The 15,524-nt window shown below is 69.4% G+C and carries 16 protein-coding genes; 10 read left to right on the top strand and 6 right to left on the bottom strand.

The window, feature by feature from the left end; translation table 11 throughout:
- Nucleotides 1–61 precede the first annotated feature (61 nt).
- Together Q7X29_RS11315 and Q7X29_RS11310 are read right to left on the bottom strand one after the other, a co-directional pair.
- On the bottom strand, nt 62–1,714 hold the full coding sequence (locus tag Q7X29_RS11315) for a CocE/NonD family hydrolase (RefSeq protein WP_316574017.1): 1,653 nt from the start codon (nt 1,712–1,714) through the stop codon (nt 62–64).
- A 59-nt stretch (nt 1,715–1,773) separates the two neighbouring features.
- Nucleotides 1,774–2,574 carry a thioesterase family protein gene (locus Q7X29_RS11310; RefSeq protein WP_316574016.1) on the bottom strand — a complete coding sequence of 267 codons (801 nt, stop codon included), beginning with the start codon at nt 2,572–2,574 and terminating at the stop codon, nt 1,774–1,776.
- Nucleotides 2,575–2,692: 118 nt separating this feature from the next.
- On the opposite strand from Q7X29_RS11310, the gene Q7X29_RS11305 reads away from it, so the two are divergent.
- The 3 genes from Q7X29_RS11305 (at nt 2,693) to Q7X29_RS11295 (ending at nt 5,507) form a co-directional block, all read left to right on the top strand.
- Complete coding sequence (locus tag Q7X29_RS11305; protein ID WP_316574015.1) at nt 2,693–3,319, top strand: TetR/AcrR family transcriptional regulator; 627 nt, start codon at nt 2,693–2,695, stop codon at nt 3,317–3,319.
- A 109-nt stretch (nt 3,320–3,428) separates the two neighbouring features.
- On the top strand, nt 3,429–3,899 hold the full coding sequence (locus tag Q7X29_RS11300; RefSeq protein WP_218721830.1) for a hypothetical protein: 471 nt from the start codon (nt 3,429–3,431) through the stop codon (nt 3,897–3,899).
- Between the two features lie 396 nt (nt 3,900–4,295).
- Nucleotides 4,296–5,507, top strand: a complete 1,212-nt coding sequence (locus Q7X29_RS11295) for a lipase family protein (RefSeq protein WP_316574014.1) — start codon at nt 4,296–4,298, stop codon at nt 5,505–5,507.
- Nucleotides 5,508–5,735: 228 nt separating this feature from the next.
- Here the strand turns inward: Q7X29_RS11295 and glnA are convergent, their stop codons facing one another.
- Nucleotides 5,736–7,172 carry a type I glutamate--ammonia ligase gene (gene glnA / locus Q7X29_RS11290; RefSeq protein WP_218721833.1) on the bottom strand — a complete coding sequence of 479 codons (1,437 nt, stop codon included), beginning with the start codon at nt 7,170–7,172 and terminating at the stop codon, nt 5,736–5,738.
- 251 nt (nt 7,173–7,423) lie between these two features.
- Between glnA and Q7X29_RS11285 the strand changes: the two genes are divergently transcribed.
- Nucleotides 7,424–7,879, top strand: a complete 456-nt coding sequence (locus tag Q7X29_RS11285; RefSeq protein ID WP_218721835.1) for an RDD family protein — start codon at nt 7,424–7,426, stop codon at nt 7,877–7,879.
- 36 nt (nt 7,880–7,915) lie between these two features.
- Entirely contained in the window at nt 7,916–8,299 is a 384-nt protein-coding gene (locus Q7X29_RS11280) for a YrdB family protein (protein WP_218721837.1), read from the top strand.
- Between the two features lie 54 nt (nt 8,300–8,353).
- Here the strand turns inward: Q7X29_RS11280 and Q7X29_RS11275 are convergent, their stop codons facing one another.
- Nucleotides 8,354–9,097 (bottom strand): DUF4191 domain-containing protein, encoded by a 744-nt coding sequence (locus tag Q7X29_RS11275; protein WP_218721839.1) that lies wholly within the window; start codon nt 9,095–9,097, stop codon nt 8,354–8,356.
- Between the two features lie 128 nt (nt 9,098–9,225).
- Between Q7X29_RS11275 and Q7X29_RS11270 the strand changes: the two genes are divergently transcribed.
- Genes Q7X29_RS11270 through Q7X29_RS11260 form a run of 3 tightly spaced genes read left to right on the top strand, consistent with a single transcriptional unit; the run spans nt 9,226 to nt 11,960 of the window.
- Nucleotides 9,226–10,638, top strand: a complete 1,413-nt coding sequence (locus tag Q7X29_RS11270) for a M20/M25/M40 family metallo-hydrolase (protein ID WP_316574013.1) — start codon at nt 9,226–9,228, stop codon at nt 10,636–10,638.
- Nucleotides 10,635–11,471, top strand: a complete 837-nt coding sequence (locus tag Q7X29_RS11265) for an alpha/beta hydrolase (protein WP_316574012.1) — start codon at nt 10,635–10,637, stop codon at nt 11,469–11,471. Before Q7X29_RS11270 ends, Q7X29_RS11265 begins: the two co-directional genes overlap by 4 nt.
- A 24-nt stretch (nt 11,472–11,495) precedes the next feature.
- Nucleotides 11,496–11,960, top strand: coding sequence for a 6,7-dimethyl-8-ribityllumazine synthase (locus Q7X29_RS11260; protein ID WP_218721845.1), 465 nt, complete (start codon nt 11,496–11,498; stop codon nt 11,958–11,960).
- Here Q7X29_RS11260 and Q7X29_RS11255 read toward each other — a convergent pair whose 3' ends face one another.
- The gene (locus Q7X29_RS11255) at nt 11,961–13,406 is read right to left on the bottom strand and encodes a neutral zinc metallopeptidase (RefSeq protein WP_316574011.1); all 1,446 of its coding nucleotides are present in this window, start codon (nt 13,404–13,406) and stop codon (nt 11,961–11,963) included.
- Between the two features lie 76 nt (nt 13,407–13,482).
- Nucleotides 13,483–14,433 (bottom strand): endonuclease/exonuclease/phosphatase family protein, encoded by a 951-nt coding sequence (locus Q7X29_RS11250; RefSeq protein ID WP_218721848.1) that lies wholly within the window; start codon nt 14,431–14,433, stop codon nt 13,483–13,485.
- A 106-nt stretch (nt 14,434–14,539) separates the two neighbouring features.
- Here Q7X29_RS11250 and Q7X29_RS11245 point away from each other — a divergent pair, with 106 nt between their 5' ends.
- Together Q7X29_RS11245 and Q7X29_RS11240 are read left to right on the top strand one after the other, a co-directional pair.
- On the top strand, nt 14,540–14,824 hold the full coding sequence (locus Q7X29_RS11245; RefSeq protein WP_218721849.1) for a hypothetical protein: 285 nt from the start codon (nt 14,540–14,542) through the stop codon (nt 14,822–14,824).
- 29 nt (nt 14,825–14,853) lie between these two features.
- Nucleotides 14,854–15,519 carry a phosphoribosylanthranilate isomerase gene (locus Q7X29_RS11240; RefSeq protein ID WP_218721851.1) on the top strand — a complete coding sequence of 222 codons (666 nt, stop codon included), beginning with the start codon at nt 14,854–14,856 and terminating at the stop codon, nt 15,517–15,519.
- Nucleotides 15,520–15,524: the final 5 nt, after the last annotated feature.

The raw sequence follows: 15,524 nt of genomic DNA, 5'->3' as shown, positions 1-15,524 counted from the left end.
ACCACTCTGCGGCTCGGCAGCCCCGAGGCTTCGGCGACGAGGCTCCCACGGACTCGGTGACTCAACGGACAGGATTGCGCAGGTCGACGACGCGCGCGGGGTCGTTCAGCAGACTCTGGTCGAGCTGAATCGTCTCCTCGGTCCGCCACCGGGCGTGCCAGATCGGTACGCCGCCGGGCAGATTCGTCTCCCGCGCGGAGGTGAGCAGCGGGAGTTCGAGGCGGGCCCCGGTCACCGTGACCGCGGCGTTGGCCGGGGTGTGTGACCAGACGTCGTCGACCACGTCGGTGATCCGGATACCGAGCCGGTGGCCGGTGGCCAGGCGGGCGTCCTGCCACAGCAGGCGGATCGCGGCCTCCGGGCGGACCGGAGCGATGCCGCGGGTCAGCACGGTAGCGCGGCCGTCGGGGGCGATGTCGTAGAGCTCCAGCGCGACCGTCGCTTCCGGCGGTCCGGAGAGCCGAACGGTCGCTGTCGCCCGGCCCGCGAGGTGCAGCGCTTCGGTGACGGGTGCCGAGATCGACCAGATCTCGCGGTCGGGGCCGGGGAGCAGGCCGCGATCGGTGTAGGTGCCGGTGCGCAGGTCGACGGAAACACGCTCGGAATCGACCGGCGGCCAGACGCTTTCCCCGCGCCAGCCGCCGTCGAACTGGCCGACGGTGACCGGTGGACCCGGCACCTCGACGGCGGCACCGGCAACGTGGCGGTCCAGGAACGCGGCCAGTTCATCGGTGAAATGCGGTGTGCCGCAGCGGCTGCGGCAGTCGGAGTGCCCCCACTGGCCGAACCAGGCCCGGTGCTCACCGGGACCCATCGCCTGCCAGGCGTCCAGGACACGATCGGCGCGGGTGTTGGAGTCGAGGAAGCTCTGGCCGAGGAACAGCGGGGTGGTGTTGCCGCGCAGGTCCTCGACGATGTCGCGGTCGCGCCAGCCCGGGTTGGCGCCGTTGTGGTCGGTGGTGAGGGCCAGATAGTTGTCGGTGCATTCCTTGGTCAGCGCGACGGCGTTGGCCTGATATTCGGGTGAGTCGTCCCAGCGGCCGGGGGTGTGGGCGATGGCGAGGTGTTCGGGGCCGGCGAGGTCGGCGGGGCGAAGTCCGTCCTCGGTCAACGGTTTTCCGCCGAACTTCCACGAGACGCCCTGCATGTACAGGTAGGTGTACGGGTCGACGACCGGCTCGAACGCGGCCACCGCGGCCAGACCCTTCGGCTTCGCGGCCAACGCGAGCATCCCGGTCCAGCCCTCGTAGGACGTGCCGACCACGCCGACCCGGCCGGTCGACCAGGGCCTGCTCGCGGCCCACTCGACGGCGGCGGCGACATCGGACTGCTCCCCCGGGCCACCGAAATCCGGGCAGCCGTTGGAGCCGCCGTAGCCGCGCAGATCCACGATCACGTAGGTGTAGCCGGCCTTCAACGCCCACTCGACCGGCAGGTTGTCGGTCGACGGGCCGCCCTCGTGGCGCGGCTGGGTGAGGTAGGCCAGGTGCGCGCGATAGGGGCTGGCCGTCAGCAGCACCGGGGTGCGCACGTCGTCGGCGATGCCGTGCGGACGCAGGATGTCGGCGTGCAGGCGGGTGCCGTCGGGCGCGGTCAGATAGTCCTGCGTCCACTGGAACGCCACATTCACCGGTTCGGCCGACACCGGCGCCGCCATACCAAGCACCAACGCCACACCGGCGGCCACCCGCGCCACCATCGCACCCCATTGCACGGATGGACTATCGCCGGTCGCGTCGCGCGCGTCCAGCCCCGAGATCCGGGGGCTGCGGATCAGGGCAGCGGTTGCGGGCGGACGGTGAGGATCTGCTGGGCAACGCCCACCGGTCCGCGCACGTCGTGCAGCACGGTGCTGGTCAGGCCCTGGCCGGCGTGGCCGAAGGTGACACTGGTGTCGAGGCCGGTCCACTCGCCCTCGGGCTGCCGGTACAGGTGGATCGTGAGATCGACGTTGGGGAACATCCACTTGGTGGGTTCCTGCCGGACCGCGATGCCGTTCGCGGTGTCGACCAGCGCGATGAAGGACGCGGGCGGCTCGCTCGGCTCGCCGGCCACCAGCTCCACCGCCGAGTGGATCCAGGCTCCGGTTCGCCCGGGTTGCGGATGCCCGACGGGCCGGGTGTCGAGGGTGGCGATATAGCCGCCGGGCCAGATCGAGCTGAGCGGCCACGAGGACAGCGTGTCCGGGGCGGGCAGCCGATCGGGCTCGCCGCCGGCGACGCTGTCGGTGTCCTGATCACTGAGCAGCCAGGCGCGGGCGCTCACGACGGCGCGGCCGGCGATGGTGACCGTGGCCTCCACCAGTTCGATGGTGCGGCCGGGGCGGACGATCCGAACGTCGATGTCGAATTCCTCGAAGCCGATCCGGCCGAGGATGTCGAAGCTGATCCGGCTCAGGGTCAGTGCGGGACGTTGTTCGCGCGCCCGCGTGCGCAGGATCTCGTGGACGATCAGGCCGCCGAGGGGGCTGAAGTGCTGTTCGTCGAGGTCCCAGGCGCCGCCCGCGTGGACGGTGGGCACGAAGCGGTGCGTGCCGACGCGCTGGAAGTAGCTGGGGGCGATCGTCTCCGTCACAAAACTCAACCTAAGGGTCGAATTTTCATCTCGCCAGTCGATTCGCCTTCCTTGTGGTCGACCTCACAGCGGCGACTTGCCCCGGCACGCCCGCCAGCGGCCCCGATATGATCGGCCGATGACTTCGATGGCGGACGAGAGCGTCGCGCCCGCCGGGCGCGCGGCCAGACGCCGCGACCGCCGCAAGGCGGAGATGATCGATGCCGCGTTGCAGATCCTGTCGAGCAGCGGTTATCAGGGAATGCGCTTCGAGGACGTCGCCGAGCGCTCCGACATCGCGAAAGCGACCCTCTACCACTACTTTCCGAGCAAGGACGCGCTGGTTTCCGCCGCGCTGGAGAAGCTGACCTCCGATGTGCTGACCCATCTCGGCGCGGCCCTCGACGGCGCGGCGGATCGGTCGGCCGCCGAACGGCTGCGCGCGCTCGTCGACGAGCAGCTGCGGGTGCTCACCGTGCTGTATCCCGAAGTGGGCAAGCTCTTCTCGTTCCCGGCGCCGTGGCCCGCCGAGCACACCGAGGCGATCAAGACCATGCGCAGGCGGCACGACCGGCTCTTCCGCGAGGTCGTCGACGCGGGCATCGCCGCCGGCGAATTCGATTGCCCCGACCCGCCGGTCGCGCTGCACTGCCTGCACGGCATCCTGAACCACGCCTCGATCTGGCTGCGCCCGGACGCCGATCCGGACGGGCGGACCCGCGCCGCCGTCGTCGACGAATCGTTGCGGCTGTTCGTCCGAGCCTGAAAGCTCGCAGATCGGGCACCGCGCGGACCCGCGGGGCAGGTGTCGGAGCGAAGGGGTAGTTTCTCCGGCACGGGCGGGGAATTCTCGCTCGTCACGGGAGGGACCCACTGTGGCTGAGCCGAGAACCCATCATTACCAATTCGCCCATCGGGTCCTGCCCGACCTAGCGCAGCGGCTCGGCGCGCGCATGGTCACCGACGAACCGCCGTTCGGCTACACCGAACAGCTGAAATACCTCTGGGACAGCGTCGGTGAGCGACTGGCCCCCGCCGACCGGCTCCCCTGCGACGACATCACCGGCCGACGCCTCGACGGCGACGGATTCCGGCTCCTGCTGGTCCAGCTCCCGACGCCGGCCGCCCCCGTGGAGGCGCATTTCGTCGCCGTCGTCCTCCCCGACGACTCCGACGACATCCGGATCTTCACCCTCGAACGCGCCGCCTTCCAGCCCCCGGACCGCTCCGACGCCACCACCCTCGGTTCCTGGGCCGACCACAGCCACTTCAACCTCGGCCCCGGCCCCCACCCCGACCCCACCGCCTTCGTCGCGGCCATCCACGCCAAGCTCGCCGCCCGCTAGTCCGGGTCGGGCCCCGCACCGACTACGCACCGCCCCCAGGGATTTCCCCACCGCCCGTCCCGCACCACAGCATTCGCCCCACGCCGACGCCGCTGGACGCGGGCCGAGGGCTGGTCGGCGGCCCGAAGCACCTCCGAAAACTCCACAGCCGCAGCGTATTGCCGCCGGCCTGCTCTCCTGCGCTTCGCGACGGTCGTCGAACCCGACGCGATCTTCGTCGTTCGGGTTTCCAGCCCGATCTCGGGAGATAGCCTGACTGCCTTCAGAGGGATTCGCGGGCTGTGGTCCCCCGGGAGGGAAGATCGAATGACAGGCAGTGTCGTCTCGCCCGGTGGTGCATGGGGTTCGGCAGTCCAACGCCGTCACCTGCGCTCGGCGGTGATCGCAGTTTCAGCAGTGTTGTGCTTGACCGGCACTTCGATAGCGATCGGTCATGCGGACCCGCTGACAACTCCGCAGAACGATCCGTTCTACACGCCGCCGTCGGGCTGGGACTCGGCGGCGCCAGGCACCGTCCTGCATTCGCGACCCGTCGAGGTGGCCTCGCTGAAACCCCAGGCACAAGACGCCGATGCCTGGCAGTTGCTGTACCGGTCGACCGATACCGACGGCCGACCCATGGCGACCGTGACGACGGTGCTGCGGCCACGGACCGGACAGGTCAAAGGCTTGATCTCCTATCAGCCCGCCACCGATGCCTCGGCCCCGCAGTGCGCGCCCTCGTTCGTGCTCCGGCAGGGAGCGCCCGACAAGTACGACTCCTCGCTGGACCTCATCCAGATCGACCAGATGCTGTCGTCCGGTCATGCGATTTCCATCCCCGACTGGGAGGGGCCGAAGGGGACGCTGTTCACCCCGAGACAGCCGGGTTACGCCGCGCTCGACGGAGTGCGCGCCGCCCAGGGCTTCGCGCCGCTCGGCCTGCCCGGCACCGAGACCCCGGTGGCCGCGATGGGCTACTCCGGCGGGTCGATCGGCACCAGCTGGGCCGCGCACGTGCAGCCGACCTACGCTCCGGAAATACAACTGGTCGGAGTCGCCATGGGTGGTTGGACAGCGCCCATCGGCAGCTACCTGGGAACGCTCGACGCCGGTCCGTTCTCCGGTTTCCTGCCGTCGCTCCTGCCGGGCATGCTGCGCGCCGACCCGCGTCTGGCGGCGGCTTTCGACAAGTATCTGACGCCTGCCGGACGCGCTCTGCTGGCAGCGGGTGACAGCAAATGCGTGACGGCCAACGTCGCTCAGCACGCGTTCGTGCGCATGGACGACTACCTGACGATCCCGTTCACACGCCTGCTCGAGGAGATACGACCGTCGTTGGACGCGCTGGACTTCAGCGCCGTGGCCTCGACGGCGCCGCTGTTCCTCTACAGTGCCGTGCACGACGAGATCGTCACCATCGCCGGACCCGACAAGGCGGTGGCGCAGTGGTGCGCGGCGGGGGCGCCGATCACCTACACGCGAGACCTGTTGAGCGAGCACGTCAGTCTGGCGATCAGCGCGACTCCCGCGGTCCTGCGGTGGATCGATGAACGTCTGGCGGGACAGACCGCGCCGGACGGTTGCTCTACGCGCACAGTGACGTCCATGTCGCTCGGTGGCGCGTAGCGCGGTAGGCACGGCCCCGACCTCGCCGCCGAGTGCGGGCAGCGCGACCATCGCGGTCGTGCAGGCTCGCGGCCACGCAGACGCGGCTCGACACACGGGCGCCCGGTACAGACGAGTCCACCCGCCGCGTGATCATGGGTGATCACGGAGCGGGTGGACTCGACACCGTCTACTGCGTACCCACTGCGGACGGAACGGGCCGATCAGGCCCGTTCCCGCAGGTCAGGCTTACACGTCGTAGTAGAGCTCGAACTCGTACGGGTGCGGACGCAGGTTGACCGGCGCGATTTCGTTGTCGCGCTTGAGCTGGATCCAGGTCTCGATCAGGTCCTCGGTGAAGACGTTGCCTTCGGTGAGGTAGTCGTGATCCTGCTCGAGGCGGTCGATGACCGTCGCGAGGCTGGTCGGGGCCTGCGGGATGTTCTTGGCCTCCTCGGGCGGCAGCTCGTAGAGGTCCTTGTCGACCGGAGCCAGCGGCTCGATCTTGTTCTTGATGCCGTCCAGGCCGGCCATCATCATGGCGGCGAAGGCCAGGTACGGGTTGCCCGAGGAGTCCGGCGCGCGGAACTCGATGCGCTTGGCCTTCGGGTTGTTGCCGGTGACCGGGATGCGGACCGCGGCGGAGCGGTTGCGCTGCGAGTACACCAGGTTGATGGGGGCCTCGTAGCCCGGCACCAGACGGTGGTAGGAGTTCACGGTCGGGTTGGTGAACGCCAGCAGCGACGGAGCGTGGTGCAGGATGCCGCCGATGTAGTGACGCGCCAGATCCGAGAGGCCACCGTAGCCGGCCTCGTCGTGGAACAGCGGCTTGCCGTCCTTCCACAGCGACTGGTGCACGTGCATGCCCGAGCCGTTGTCACCGAAGAGGGGCTTCGGCATGAAGGTGACAGACTTGCCTTCCTGCCACGCGGTGTTCTTCACGATGTACTTGAACAGCTGCAGGTCGTCCGCAGCGCCCAGCAGGGTGCCGAACTTGTAGTTGATCTCGGCCTGACCGGCGGTGCCGACCTCGTGGTGGCCGCGCTCGAGCTCGAAGCCCGCGTTCTGCAGGTTGGTCGAGATCTTGTCGCGCAGGTCGACGTAGTGGTCGTACGGGGCGACGGGGAAGTAGCCACCCTTGTTGCGGACCTTGTAGCCCAGGTTGCGGCTGCCGTCCGGGTTGAACTCCTTGCCGGTGTTCCACGAGCCCGAGACCGACTCGATCTCGTAGAACGAGCCGTTCATGCCCGAGCCGTAGCGGATGCCGTCGAAGATGTAGAACTCGGCCTCGGCACCGAAGTACGCGGTGTCGGCGATACCGGTCGAACGCAGGTACTCCTCCGCCTTGCGCGCGATGTTGCGCGGGTCGCGGGAGTACGCCTCACGGGTGAACGGGTCGTGCACGAAGAAGTTCAGGTTCAGGGTCTTCGCGGCACGGAACGGGTCGATCCGAGCGGTGCTGAAGTCGGGCAGCAGGAGCATGTCCGACTCGTCGATCGACTGGAAGCCACGCACCGAGGAGCCGTCGAACGCCAGACCCTCTTCGGCCAGGTCGGCGGTGAACGCCTTGGCCGGGATCGAGAAGTGCTGCTGGACGCCGGGCAGGTCGGAGAAGCGGATATCGACGTATTCGATGTCCTCTTCCTTGATGTACTGGATGACCTCTTCGGCCGTGCTGAACGTCACTTGTTCTCCTTACGGATCGGTTCCCAGCCAGTCACGATGCATGGGTTCGTCGCGACCTGACGCTAAGGACGCGGTGTTTCCCTACAGTCAAGGCTGTGTTTCGCCAGTGTTACGCGTGCCGGAGGCGGGGTGATGTCTGCCATCCGGGCGCGACCTGCATCGTAATCCTGCCATCCGTCCGACCGCGCGGTGACGTGACCTCCACTAATGCGGTCGTGAGCGGGCGATAGCCGGCCACTATCCTGGAAGCCATGGCGCGTATCACCGGCACATGGCTCTCCGGCAATCCGGCGGAACCGGGCGACCCGGAAACATCCGGCTACCCCGGCGAGCTCTACGGGCTGCCGCGCGAGGGCGCGGGCTCGCTGGCGCCGACCTGGCGCCGGGTGGTCGCGCTGTTCGTCGACTGGTTCATCGCGGTCGGCATCGCCGCCGTGATCACCCGCAGTTTCGCCTCGTCGTCGGTGCCGCTGCTGGTGTGGTTCGTGATCGGCGTCGCCGCGGTGACGCTGTTCGGGTTCACCCCCGGCCAGTACTTCCTGAAGCTGCGGGTGCTGCGGATCGACGCCCCGGTGGCGGTCGGGTTCGTGCGGGCGCTGGCCCGGCAGGTGCTGCTGGTGTTCGTCATCCCGGCGCTGTTCACCGATGCCGACGGGCGCGGCATGCACGACCGTGCGACCGGCACGGCCCTGGTCAACGCGCGCTGACCCGCAGCAGGCCCGCCACGGCCTTACGCTGTGGCCGTGTCACTGAATCCGGCCCTGCTGGCCGTGCGTTTCCTGCTCGAACTGATCGCCATCACCTCGTTCGGGGTCTTCGGCTGGCGGGCATTCGACTCCCCCTGGCGATATCTGCTCGTCGTGGTGCTGCCCATCGCGGCCGCGCTGCTGTGGGGCACCTTCGCCCTCGCCGATGATCCGAGTCGCGGCGGTGGCGCGCCGGTGCCGGTCCCGGGCCCGGTGCGGCTGCTCGTCGAGTTCGCCGTGCTCTTCGGCGGCGCCGCGGCACTGTGGGGCGCCGGGCTGCCCCGGCTCGCGCTGATCTCGACAGCGGTGCTGGCCGGCTATCACCTGCTGGCCTACGACCGGATCCTGTGGCTGCTGACCGGACGGCCGCCGAACTCCTGACACGACACGAGCCCGGCACCTGCGATCAGGTGCCGGGCTCGGTCGGTAGGCGGGTCAGCGGCGACGGATCGCGCGCTGCATGCCCTTCATCTTCGCGCCGGGGGGCATCGGGCCCTTCGGCATCGCGGGTCCGCTGCGCGAGCTCAGCGCGGTCAGCCTGCCCTCGATCTGGTCGATCCGCTTGACGTCGATGTTGCGCGGCAGCTTGGTGAGGAACTTCTGCAGATCCTTGAGCGGGGTCTGGCCCTCGTCGTTGCCGACGACGACCTCGTAGATGGGGGTGTCACCGATGAGGCGGGCGGTGCGCTTCTTCTCCTGGGCGATGAGCGACTTCACCCGCTGCGGGGAACCCTCGGCCACGAAGATCACGCCCGGCAGGCCGATGACGCGATGCACCGCGTCGAGCTGGGTGGTGGCCGCGACACCGTTGGCGACCCGCCACTTGCCCTGCAGGTTCTCCAGCACCCACGCCGCCGCGCCCGCCTGGCCCTCGGCCTTGCGGTAGACGTTCTTCTGCACGCGACGTCCGAAGATGATGAACGCGAACAGCACACCGAGCAGCAGACCCAGAGGCAGCAGGAACCACTGCATGTCGAAGATCAGACCGATGAGGAAGAAGACCACCGTGGTGCCGACGAGTGCGCCGATCATCAGCGGCAGCAGCGCCTTGTCTTCCTTGCGCTGCATGTTGAACGCCTGCCACAACTGCTGACGCCGTTCGCGTGATGCCTGCTTACGGGCCGCTTTAGCCGCGGCCTTGGCTTCCTTCGACGGCTTGCCGCCCTTGCCTCCTGCCATGGTGTCAGCTTAGATGGCCCCTCGCCGGGCTGTCGGACCGCATGACGCCCCGACCTCGAACACGGCGTTTCGGACGTCTTTGACGGCGAACCCGCCGGGCACGGGCAACAATGGCGAGGGTGCGCCCGATGACCGAGAAACCGACCGGATCCCCCGTCACCGACGGAGTCGACGAGGAGATCGCCGAGCGACTGGCCGCGGCGCTGCGCTGCGTGACGGTGTCCACCGAGGACCCGACCCAGACCGCCGACGCGGAGTTCGCCCGCCTGGCCGACCACCTCGAGGCGTCGTTCCCGCGCGTGCACGCCGAGCTGACCCTGACCACCTTCGGCCACAGCAGGCTCTACCGCTGGGACGGCGCCGAGCCGGGACCGGTGGCGGCGATCCTGCTGGCCCACCAGGACGTCGTCCCGGTCGACGATCCGCAGCGCTGGACCCATCCCCCGTTCGCCGGCGTCGTCGACGCGGAGTTCATCTGGGGCCGGGGCGCGATCGACGACAAGAGCCGGGTCCTCGCCGTGCTCGAGGCCGTGGAGCAGGCGCTGACGGCCGGGGTCCGCCCGCGGCACACGATCTACCTGGCCTTCGGCCACGACGAGGAGGTCTTCGGCGACGGGGGCGCGGTCCGGATGGCCGAGCACCTGCGCGCCGAGAACGTGCGGGCCGAGCTGCTGCTCGACGAGGGCGGGGTGATCACCGACGGGGTCGCCGACGGGGTCGACCGGCCGGTCGCGAGCATCATGCTGGGTGAGAAGGGCTACGCGACGGTGCGGTTGTCGGTCAGCGAGACCGGCGGCCACTCCTCGATGCCGGGCAAGCAGACCGCGGTCGGGCGCCTGGCGCGTGCCGTGGCCCGGGTACAGGACCATCCGATGCCGCTGCGGCTGACCCCGGTGATCACCGACATGCTCGCCCGGATGCGGGTGGCGCTGCCCGAACCGCGCCGCAAGCTGCTCGAACTCACCGACCGGCGCGGGCTGGCCACGCTGACCGGACCACTGCTCACCCGGATCCTGGCGGCGGGCCCCACCACCGAGGCGCTGGTCCGCACGACGACGGCGCCGACGGTGATCCGGGGCGGGGTGAAGGCCAATGTGCTGCCGCAGAGCGCGGAGGCACTGGTGAATTTCCGCATCCTGCCCGGCGATTCGGTGTCGACGGTGCTCGCGCACTGCCGCCGGGTGATCCGCGACCTCGGTGTGGCGATCGAGCTCGTCGGGCCCGCGTCGGAGCCGTCGCGGGTCGCCGGTCCCGGCCCCGCCTACGCATTGATCGCCGAACTCGCCGCCGAGTTGGTCCCCGGCATCGTGACGACCACCGGGCTGGTGCCCGGCGCCACCGACTCCCGCCACTACGACGGTCTGGCCGCCACCCGCTGCAACTTCGCGCCGATCGTGCTGACCGCGGCCGATCTGGCACGGATCCACGGAACCGACGAGCGGATCTCCCGGCTCAACTACGCTCGACTGATCGAGTTCAATCGGCGCCTGATCGAGCGGCTCGCGGTGGCGCCCGGCGACGAAGGAGCAGCGCAGCGATGACGACGGACACGGGCGAATTCGCCGGCAACGGCGGCCGGATCGCCTGGCGCGCTTGGCAACCCGACACCACACCGCGCGCGGTGGTGGTGCTGGTGCACGGCGTCGCCGAGCACTCGGGGCGCTACGAGTACGTGGGCGACGCGCTGGCCGCGCAAGGTTTCGCGGTGTACGCGCTCGATCACATCGGACACGGCCTGTCCGAGGGCGCGGCGGCCAATATCGGTTCGATGCACGCCGCCGCCGACAATGTGGCGACCCTGCTCGACCTGGCGGGCAAGGCCCATCCCGACGTGCCCCGATTCCTGCTCGGCCATTCGATGGGCAGTCTGGTGGTGCTGCACCTGGCCACCCGTGGACCGGTCGACGTGGCCGGGATCGTGGTCTCCGCGCCGCCGCTGGACATCCCGCTGGGCAATCCGGTGCAGCGCCTGGCCGCTCCCCTGCTCACCCGGCTGGCGCCGAATCTCGGTGTGCTGACCCTGGATTCGTCGACGATCAGCCGCGATCCCGAGGTCGTGCGCGCCTACGACGCGGACCCGCTGGTGTTCCGCGGCAAGCTGCCCGCCCGCACGGCGGTGGAGATCCTGCAGCACACCGCGCTGGTGAAGCAGCGTCTCGACGCGCTCACCGCGCCGCTGCTGGTGCTGCACGGCACGGCCGACACCGTCGCCGCGCCGTCGAGTGCGGACCTGCTCGAGAGCGACGCGGGTTCGTCCGATGTGACGGTGCTGCGCTATCCCGGGCTGTTCCACGAGGTGTTCAACGAGCCCGAGCGCGACCAGGTGATCGGCGACGTCGTCGACTGGCTTTCCCAACATGTTACCGATGAGTAGCTTAGAGCCTAGTAGACTCCGCCCATGGGAACCACGTCTACCGGCGCCGTCGCCTTCATCCGCGCCAGCTGGCACAGCTCCATCGTCACCAAGGCCCACGAGGGCTTCGTCGCCGAATACGCCGGTCTAGGGCTCGACCCGGCCGCCGTCGAGGTGTTCGACGTCCCCGGCGCCTTCGAGATCCCGCTGCACGCGCAGCGTCTGGCCCGTACCGGCCGCTACGAGGCGATCGTGGCCGCCGCGCTGGTCGTCGACGGCGGCATCTACCGCCACGACTTCGTCGCCACCGCGGTGATCGACGGCTTGATGCGCGTCCAGCTCGACAACGACGTCCCGGTGTTCTCGGTGGTGCTCACCCCGCACCACTTCCACGAGCACAGCGAGCACGTCGACTACTACACCAACCATTTCGTGACGAAGGGAGCCGAGGCCGCCCGCGCGGTGGCGAACACCCTCAGCTCCCTGCGGTCACTGCCCGCGGCGCGCTGACTACTCGAACCGGGTCAGGCAGGCCTGTTCGCCGTCGAGCACGCCGGTGCGGAACGCCTCGAGGCGCTGATACCCGCTCGGCACCACCTTGCCGTTGACGTCGGCGGCCGCGAGGCCGTCGGCGAGCAGGCCCGACACGGCCTCGTCCAGATCACCGGCCGACAGGCGCGGATCACTGCTCGGCTCACTGAGTTTCGTCGTCAGCGCGCCGGACAGGCACGCGGTGCGCAGTCCCGCCGATTCGGCGCCGGTCAGTGACAGCTTGCGGTCCTGCTGCACCGCCAGGGCGTAGCGGGACACGAAGACCACCGCGGCGTTGTAGTCGCCGGTGACGACCGCCGAGAGCGGTTCCTCCTTGCCGGTGGACCCCTCCCCCGCGCGCTTGGCCATGGCGGGCAGGTCGGTGCCGATCGTGTTGCTGCCCGGGCAGTAGGACACCGGTTCGGTGGTGGTCGTCGAGGCGCAGTTGCGGGTGACGCCCGCGTAGTCGAACTTCGGCGCGTTCTTCACCGGCATCGACTTGCCCAGCTGGGTCGCCAGCGAGCTCAGGTTCTCCTTGTTCACCGGCAGCTGCTGATCGCGCTCGCCGTCCTCGAAGGTGACCGGCAGACCGCCGCGGCGCTTGCTGATCTCGTCCTTGTCGATCCCCTTGCAGGACCCGGCGCCCTCGGTATAACCCTTCTGCACCGCGGTGACGCGCTCGAAGGCCGAACCGTGCACGGCGTCAGGGTCGTTGGGGTCACGGTCGCGCACGGCGACGGTCGCGCCGAGCACGCCGTTGAGGCCGTCGGTGGTGTTGAGGGTGAAGTGCTTGGACTTGCCCTCGGCGACGTGACGCAGGAACACACCGGCCAGGCAGTCGGCCTGCTGCTCCTTCACCAGCGCGTCGGTGAGGAAGCCGCGCAGCAGATCGGCCTGGGACTGGATGGCGTGGCCGTACTCGTGGGCCAGCACCATCACCACCGACATCTCCTTGTACTTGTCGACCAGCAGCGGCAGCAGGACCGAGCGGTCCCAGCCGATGGTGTGGTCGAGCGGGCAGTACGCGGCGTTGACCAGTTTGTAGGTGCTGCTCTTGCAGAACTGCACCGACTCCGATTCCGGTGCCTTCGCCGACCACGAGATGTACTTCGAGGCGGGCTTGAAGTTGCCCCGGAAGGTCTTGGAATACTCGGTCTGCCAATACTCTTCGATATCGGCGATGGCGTTGAGCGCGAGCTTGTCGATCTTGCCGTTGTCGCCGTTGTCGGCCTTCTTGTCGGTGTCGGGCACACCCGGACGGGTGCCGCTGGGCCCGGTGTTCGACGTCGCGCCCGCCACCTCCCACGGGTTGTCCATCGTGGGCATCGCCTGGTCGCCGGCGACGGTCGTCGCCGCGCAACCGGTGGCGAGCAGGCCGACGCTCACCAGTGCCGCCATGGCCATGGCGAACCGATGTTTGATCATCCGCTGATTCCTCCCCGGGGAATGACATGGACGCCGAGCGGTCCGATGTCGAGCGCTCACATGGTAATCGACGCCGTCAATCCCGCATTCTGACCGTGGCGAGCACCGCGCGATGGTCGGAGCCCGGAATCGTCAGCGTGCGTACCTGTTCGGCCACGCCACCGGCGACGAGGATGTGATCGATGCCGATCACCGGTCCCCACCGGCGATCCGCGGGAAAGGTCAGCAGGACGCCGTCGCCCGTCTGTTCCGCCGCGGCCGCGAACGGACCGTCCAGCAGCGCGCGGTAGGCCGCGTGGTTCTGCGTCGCATTGAAATCCGCGCCGACGATCGCGGGTGTGGGCGCCGTGGCCAGGATCTCGTCGACCCGGCGCAGCTCGGCGGTCCACGCGGCGAAATCGATGTTCGGCGGGATCGGATGGAAGGCGTACACCGAAATCGGGCCGCGCTGTGGATGTTCCATCGTCGCGGAGATGTTGCTCATGATGAAGCCGTCGTACTTCACGGTCTGGCGCAACGGGTATCGACTGTAGATGCCGGTACCGCCGCCGCCGGATTGCGCGGGTTCCAGATAGAAGTAGGGCAGCCGGTCCTCCAGGCCCGCCGCCCGCAGCCGCGTGATCGAGTCGACGGTCAGTTCGTCGGCGGTGAGCACGTCGACGTCGTTGTCGCGCACCGCGGCGACCACCGCGGCCGGATCCGCCTGGCCGAACAGCAGATTCGACTGCAGTACCCGCAGCTGCGGCCCCTCGGCGGCACCGGCCGCCGGAATGTAGGCCGGAACGACCAGCCACGCCGCGCCGGCCAGCACCACGCCCCCGGCGATCGCGCTGCGCCATCCGCGCGCGAGGAGGACCAGGACCACCCCGATCACCGCGCCCAGCATCAGCCACATCGCCCCCGACGCCAGCAGCACCAGCGACTGCTGCCGCCAGCTGCCCAGATGCAACACGATCCCCGCCGTCGCCGCGATCAGTGCGCCCCACCCCAGGACCAGCAATGCCCGGTCCAACCATTTCCGCATCATGGGGCCGAGCCTAAGCCGACGTCCTTGGCGCGCCCTTATGGTGCCGCTAAAGGTTCTCTGAGGTGCCCGCGTCGGCCTACACTGGCGCCGCAGAAGGAGGTGGCGCGTGTACATCGAGGAATTCCCCGCCGCGGGCCCGCTCACCGAGGACGCCGTCGACGCGCTGATGACCGTCGCGGGCCGCTACACCTCGGCATTGACCCTCACCGTCGCCGACCGGACCGTCCAGCTCCCGGTCCTGCCGGTCTGCTGGACCGAGCTCCCCATCCGCGCGGGCACCCCGATCACCATCGAAGCCGCCCGCGGTCACCGCCCACCCGACACCGAGGACCGCACCGCCCTGCGCGATTTCGTCACGACGTTCCAGCACGCCACCGGCGCGCGGGGCTGACGTGCTCGCGGCCCGATAGTCTTCGGTCCATGACCGTGCGCGCCAAGATCTGCGGAATCCGCTCGGAAGCCGACCTGCGGATCGCGATCGAGGCGGGCGCGGACGCGGTCGGCCTCATCTCGGGCATCACCCACGTCAGCGAAGACGGGCTCGACGCCGCGACGGCACGGCGATTGGCCGCGCTGGTCCCGCCGTTCGTCAACACCGTCCTGGTGACCCACCTCGACGACGCCGCGGCGATCATCGAGCTCGCCGATCACCTCGGCGTCGACACGATCCAGGTGCACGGGCTGGTATCGGCGCAGACACTGCGGCAGGTCAGGGCCGAGGCGCGGGGCCGGACCATCCTGCGCGCCGTCCACGTCGCCGGGGCGGACGCGATCCTGGAGGCGAAAGCCGCTGCCGCCGACTGTGATGCGGTCCTGCTGGATTCCCGCACCGCCGACCGGCTGGGCGGCACCGGCCGCACCCACGACTGGACCATCAGCGCGCGCATCGTGACCGAGTTGGCCGCACTCGGCTGCCCGGTCGTGCTCGCGGGCGGACTCACCGCGGACAATGTCGACGCGGCGATCAGCGCGGTGAAACCGTTCGGGGTCGACGTCAACAGCGGCGTCGAGGAAGCCGCGGGCGACAAGTCGAAGCAGGCGTGCGAACGCTTCGTCGCCGCCGCGCACACCGCACGGCACAGCTGAGACAG

Source organism: Nocardia canadensis (assembly GCF_032656385.1).
Classification (GTDB): Bacteria; Actinomycetota; Actinomycetes; order Mycobacteriales; family Mycobacteriaceae; genus Nocardia; species Nocardia canadensis.
The sequence above is the reverse complement of the archived record's forward strand: the minus strand, read 5'-3'. Positions and strand labels throughout refer to the sequence as shown.

Bases quoted from the DNA above. Each gene is read 5' to 3' on its own strand.
- Q7X29_RS11250 (WP_218721848.1), bottom strand. From the start codon at position 14,433: ATGATGCGGAAATGGTTGGACCGGGCATTGCTGGTCCTGGGGTGGGGC.
- Q7X29_RS11260 (WP_218721845.1), top strand. From the start codon at position 11,496: ATGGGAACCACGTCTACCGGCGCCGTCGCCTTCATCCGCGCCAGCTGG.
- Q7X29_RS11255 (WP_316574011.1), bottom strand. From the start codon at position 13,406: ATGATCAAACATCGGTTCGCCATGGCCATGGCGGCACTGGTGAGCGTC.
- Q7X29_RS11265 (WP_316574012.1), top strand. From the start codon at position 10,635: ATGACGACGGACACGGGCGAATTCGCCGGCAACGGCGGCCGGATCGCC.
- Q7X29_RS11305 (WP_316574015.1), top strand. From the start codon at position 2,693: ATGACTTCGATGGCGGACGAGAGCGTCGCGCCCGCCGGGCGCGCGGCC.
- Q7X29_RS11275 (WP_218721839.1), bottom strand. From the start codon at position 9,097: ATGGCAGGAGGCAAGGGCGGCAAGCCGTCGAAGGAAGCCAAGGCCGCG.
- Q7X29_RS11240 (WP_218721851.1), top strand. From the start codon at position 14,854: ATGACCGTGCGCGCCAAGATCTGCGGAATCCGCTCGGAAGCCGACCTG.
- Q7X29_RS11285 (WP_218721835.1), top strand. From the start codon at position 7,424: ATGGCGCGTATCACCGGCACATGGCTCTCCGGCAATCCGGCGGAACCG.
- Q7X29_RS11270 (WP_316574013.1), top strand. From the start codon at position 9,226: ATGACCGAGAAACCGACCGGATCCCCCGTCACCGACGGAGTCGACGAG.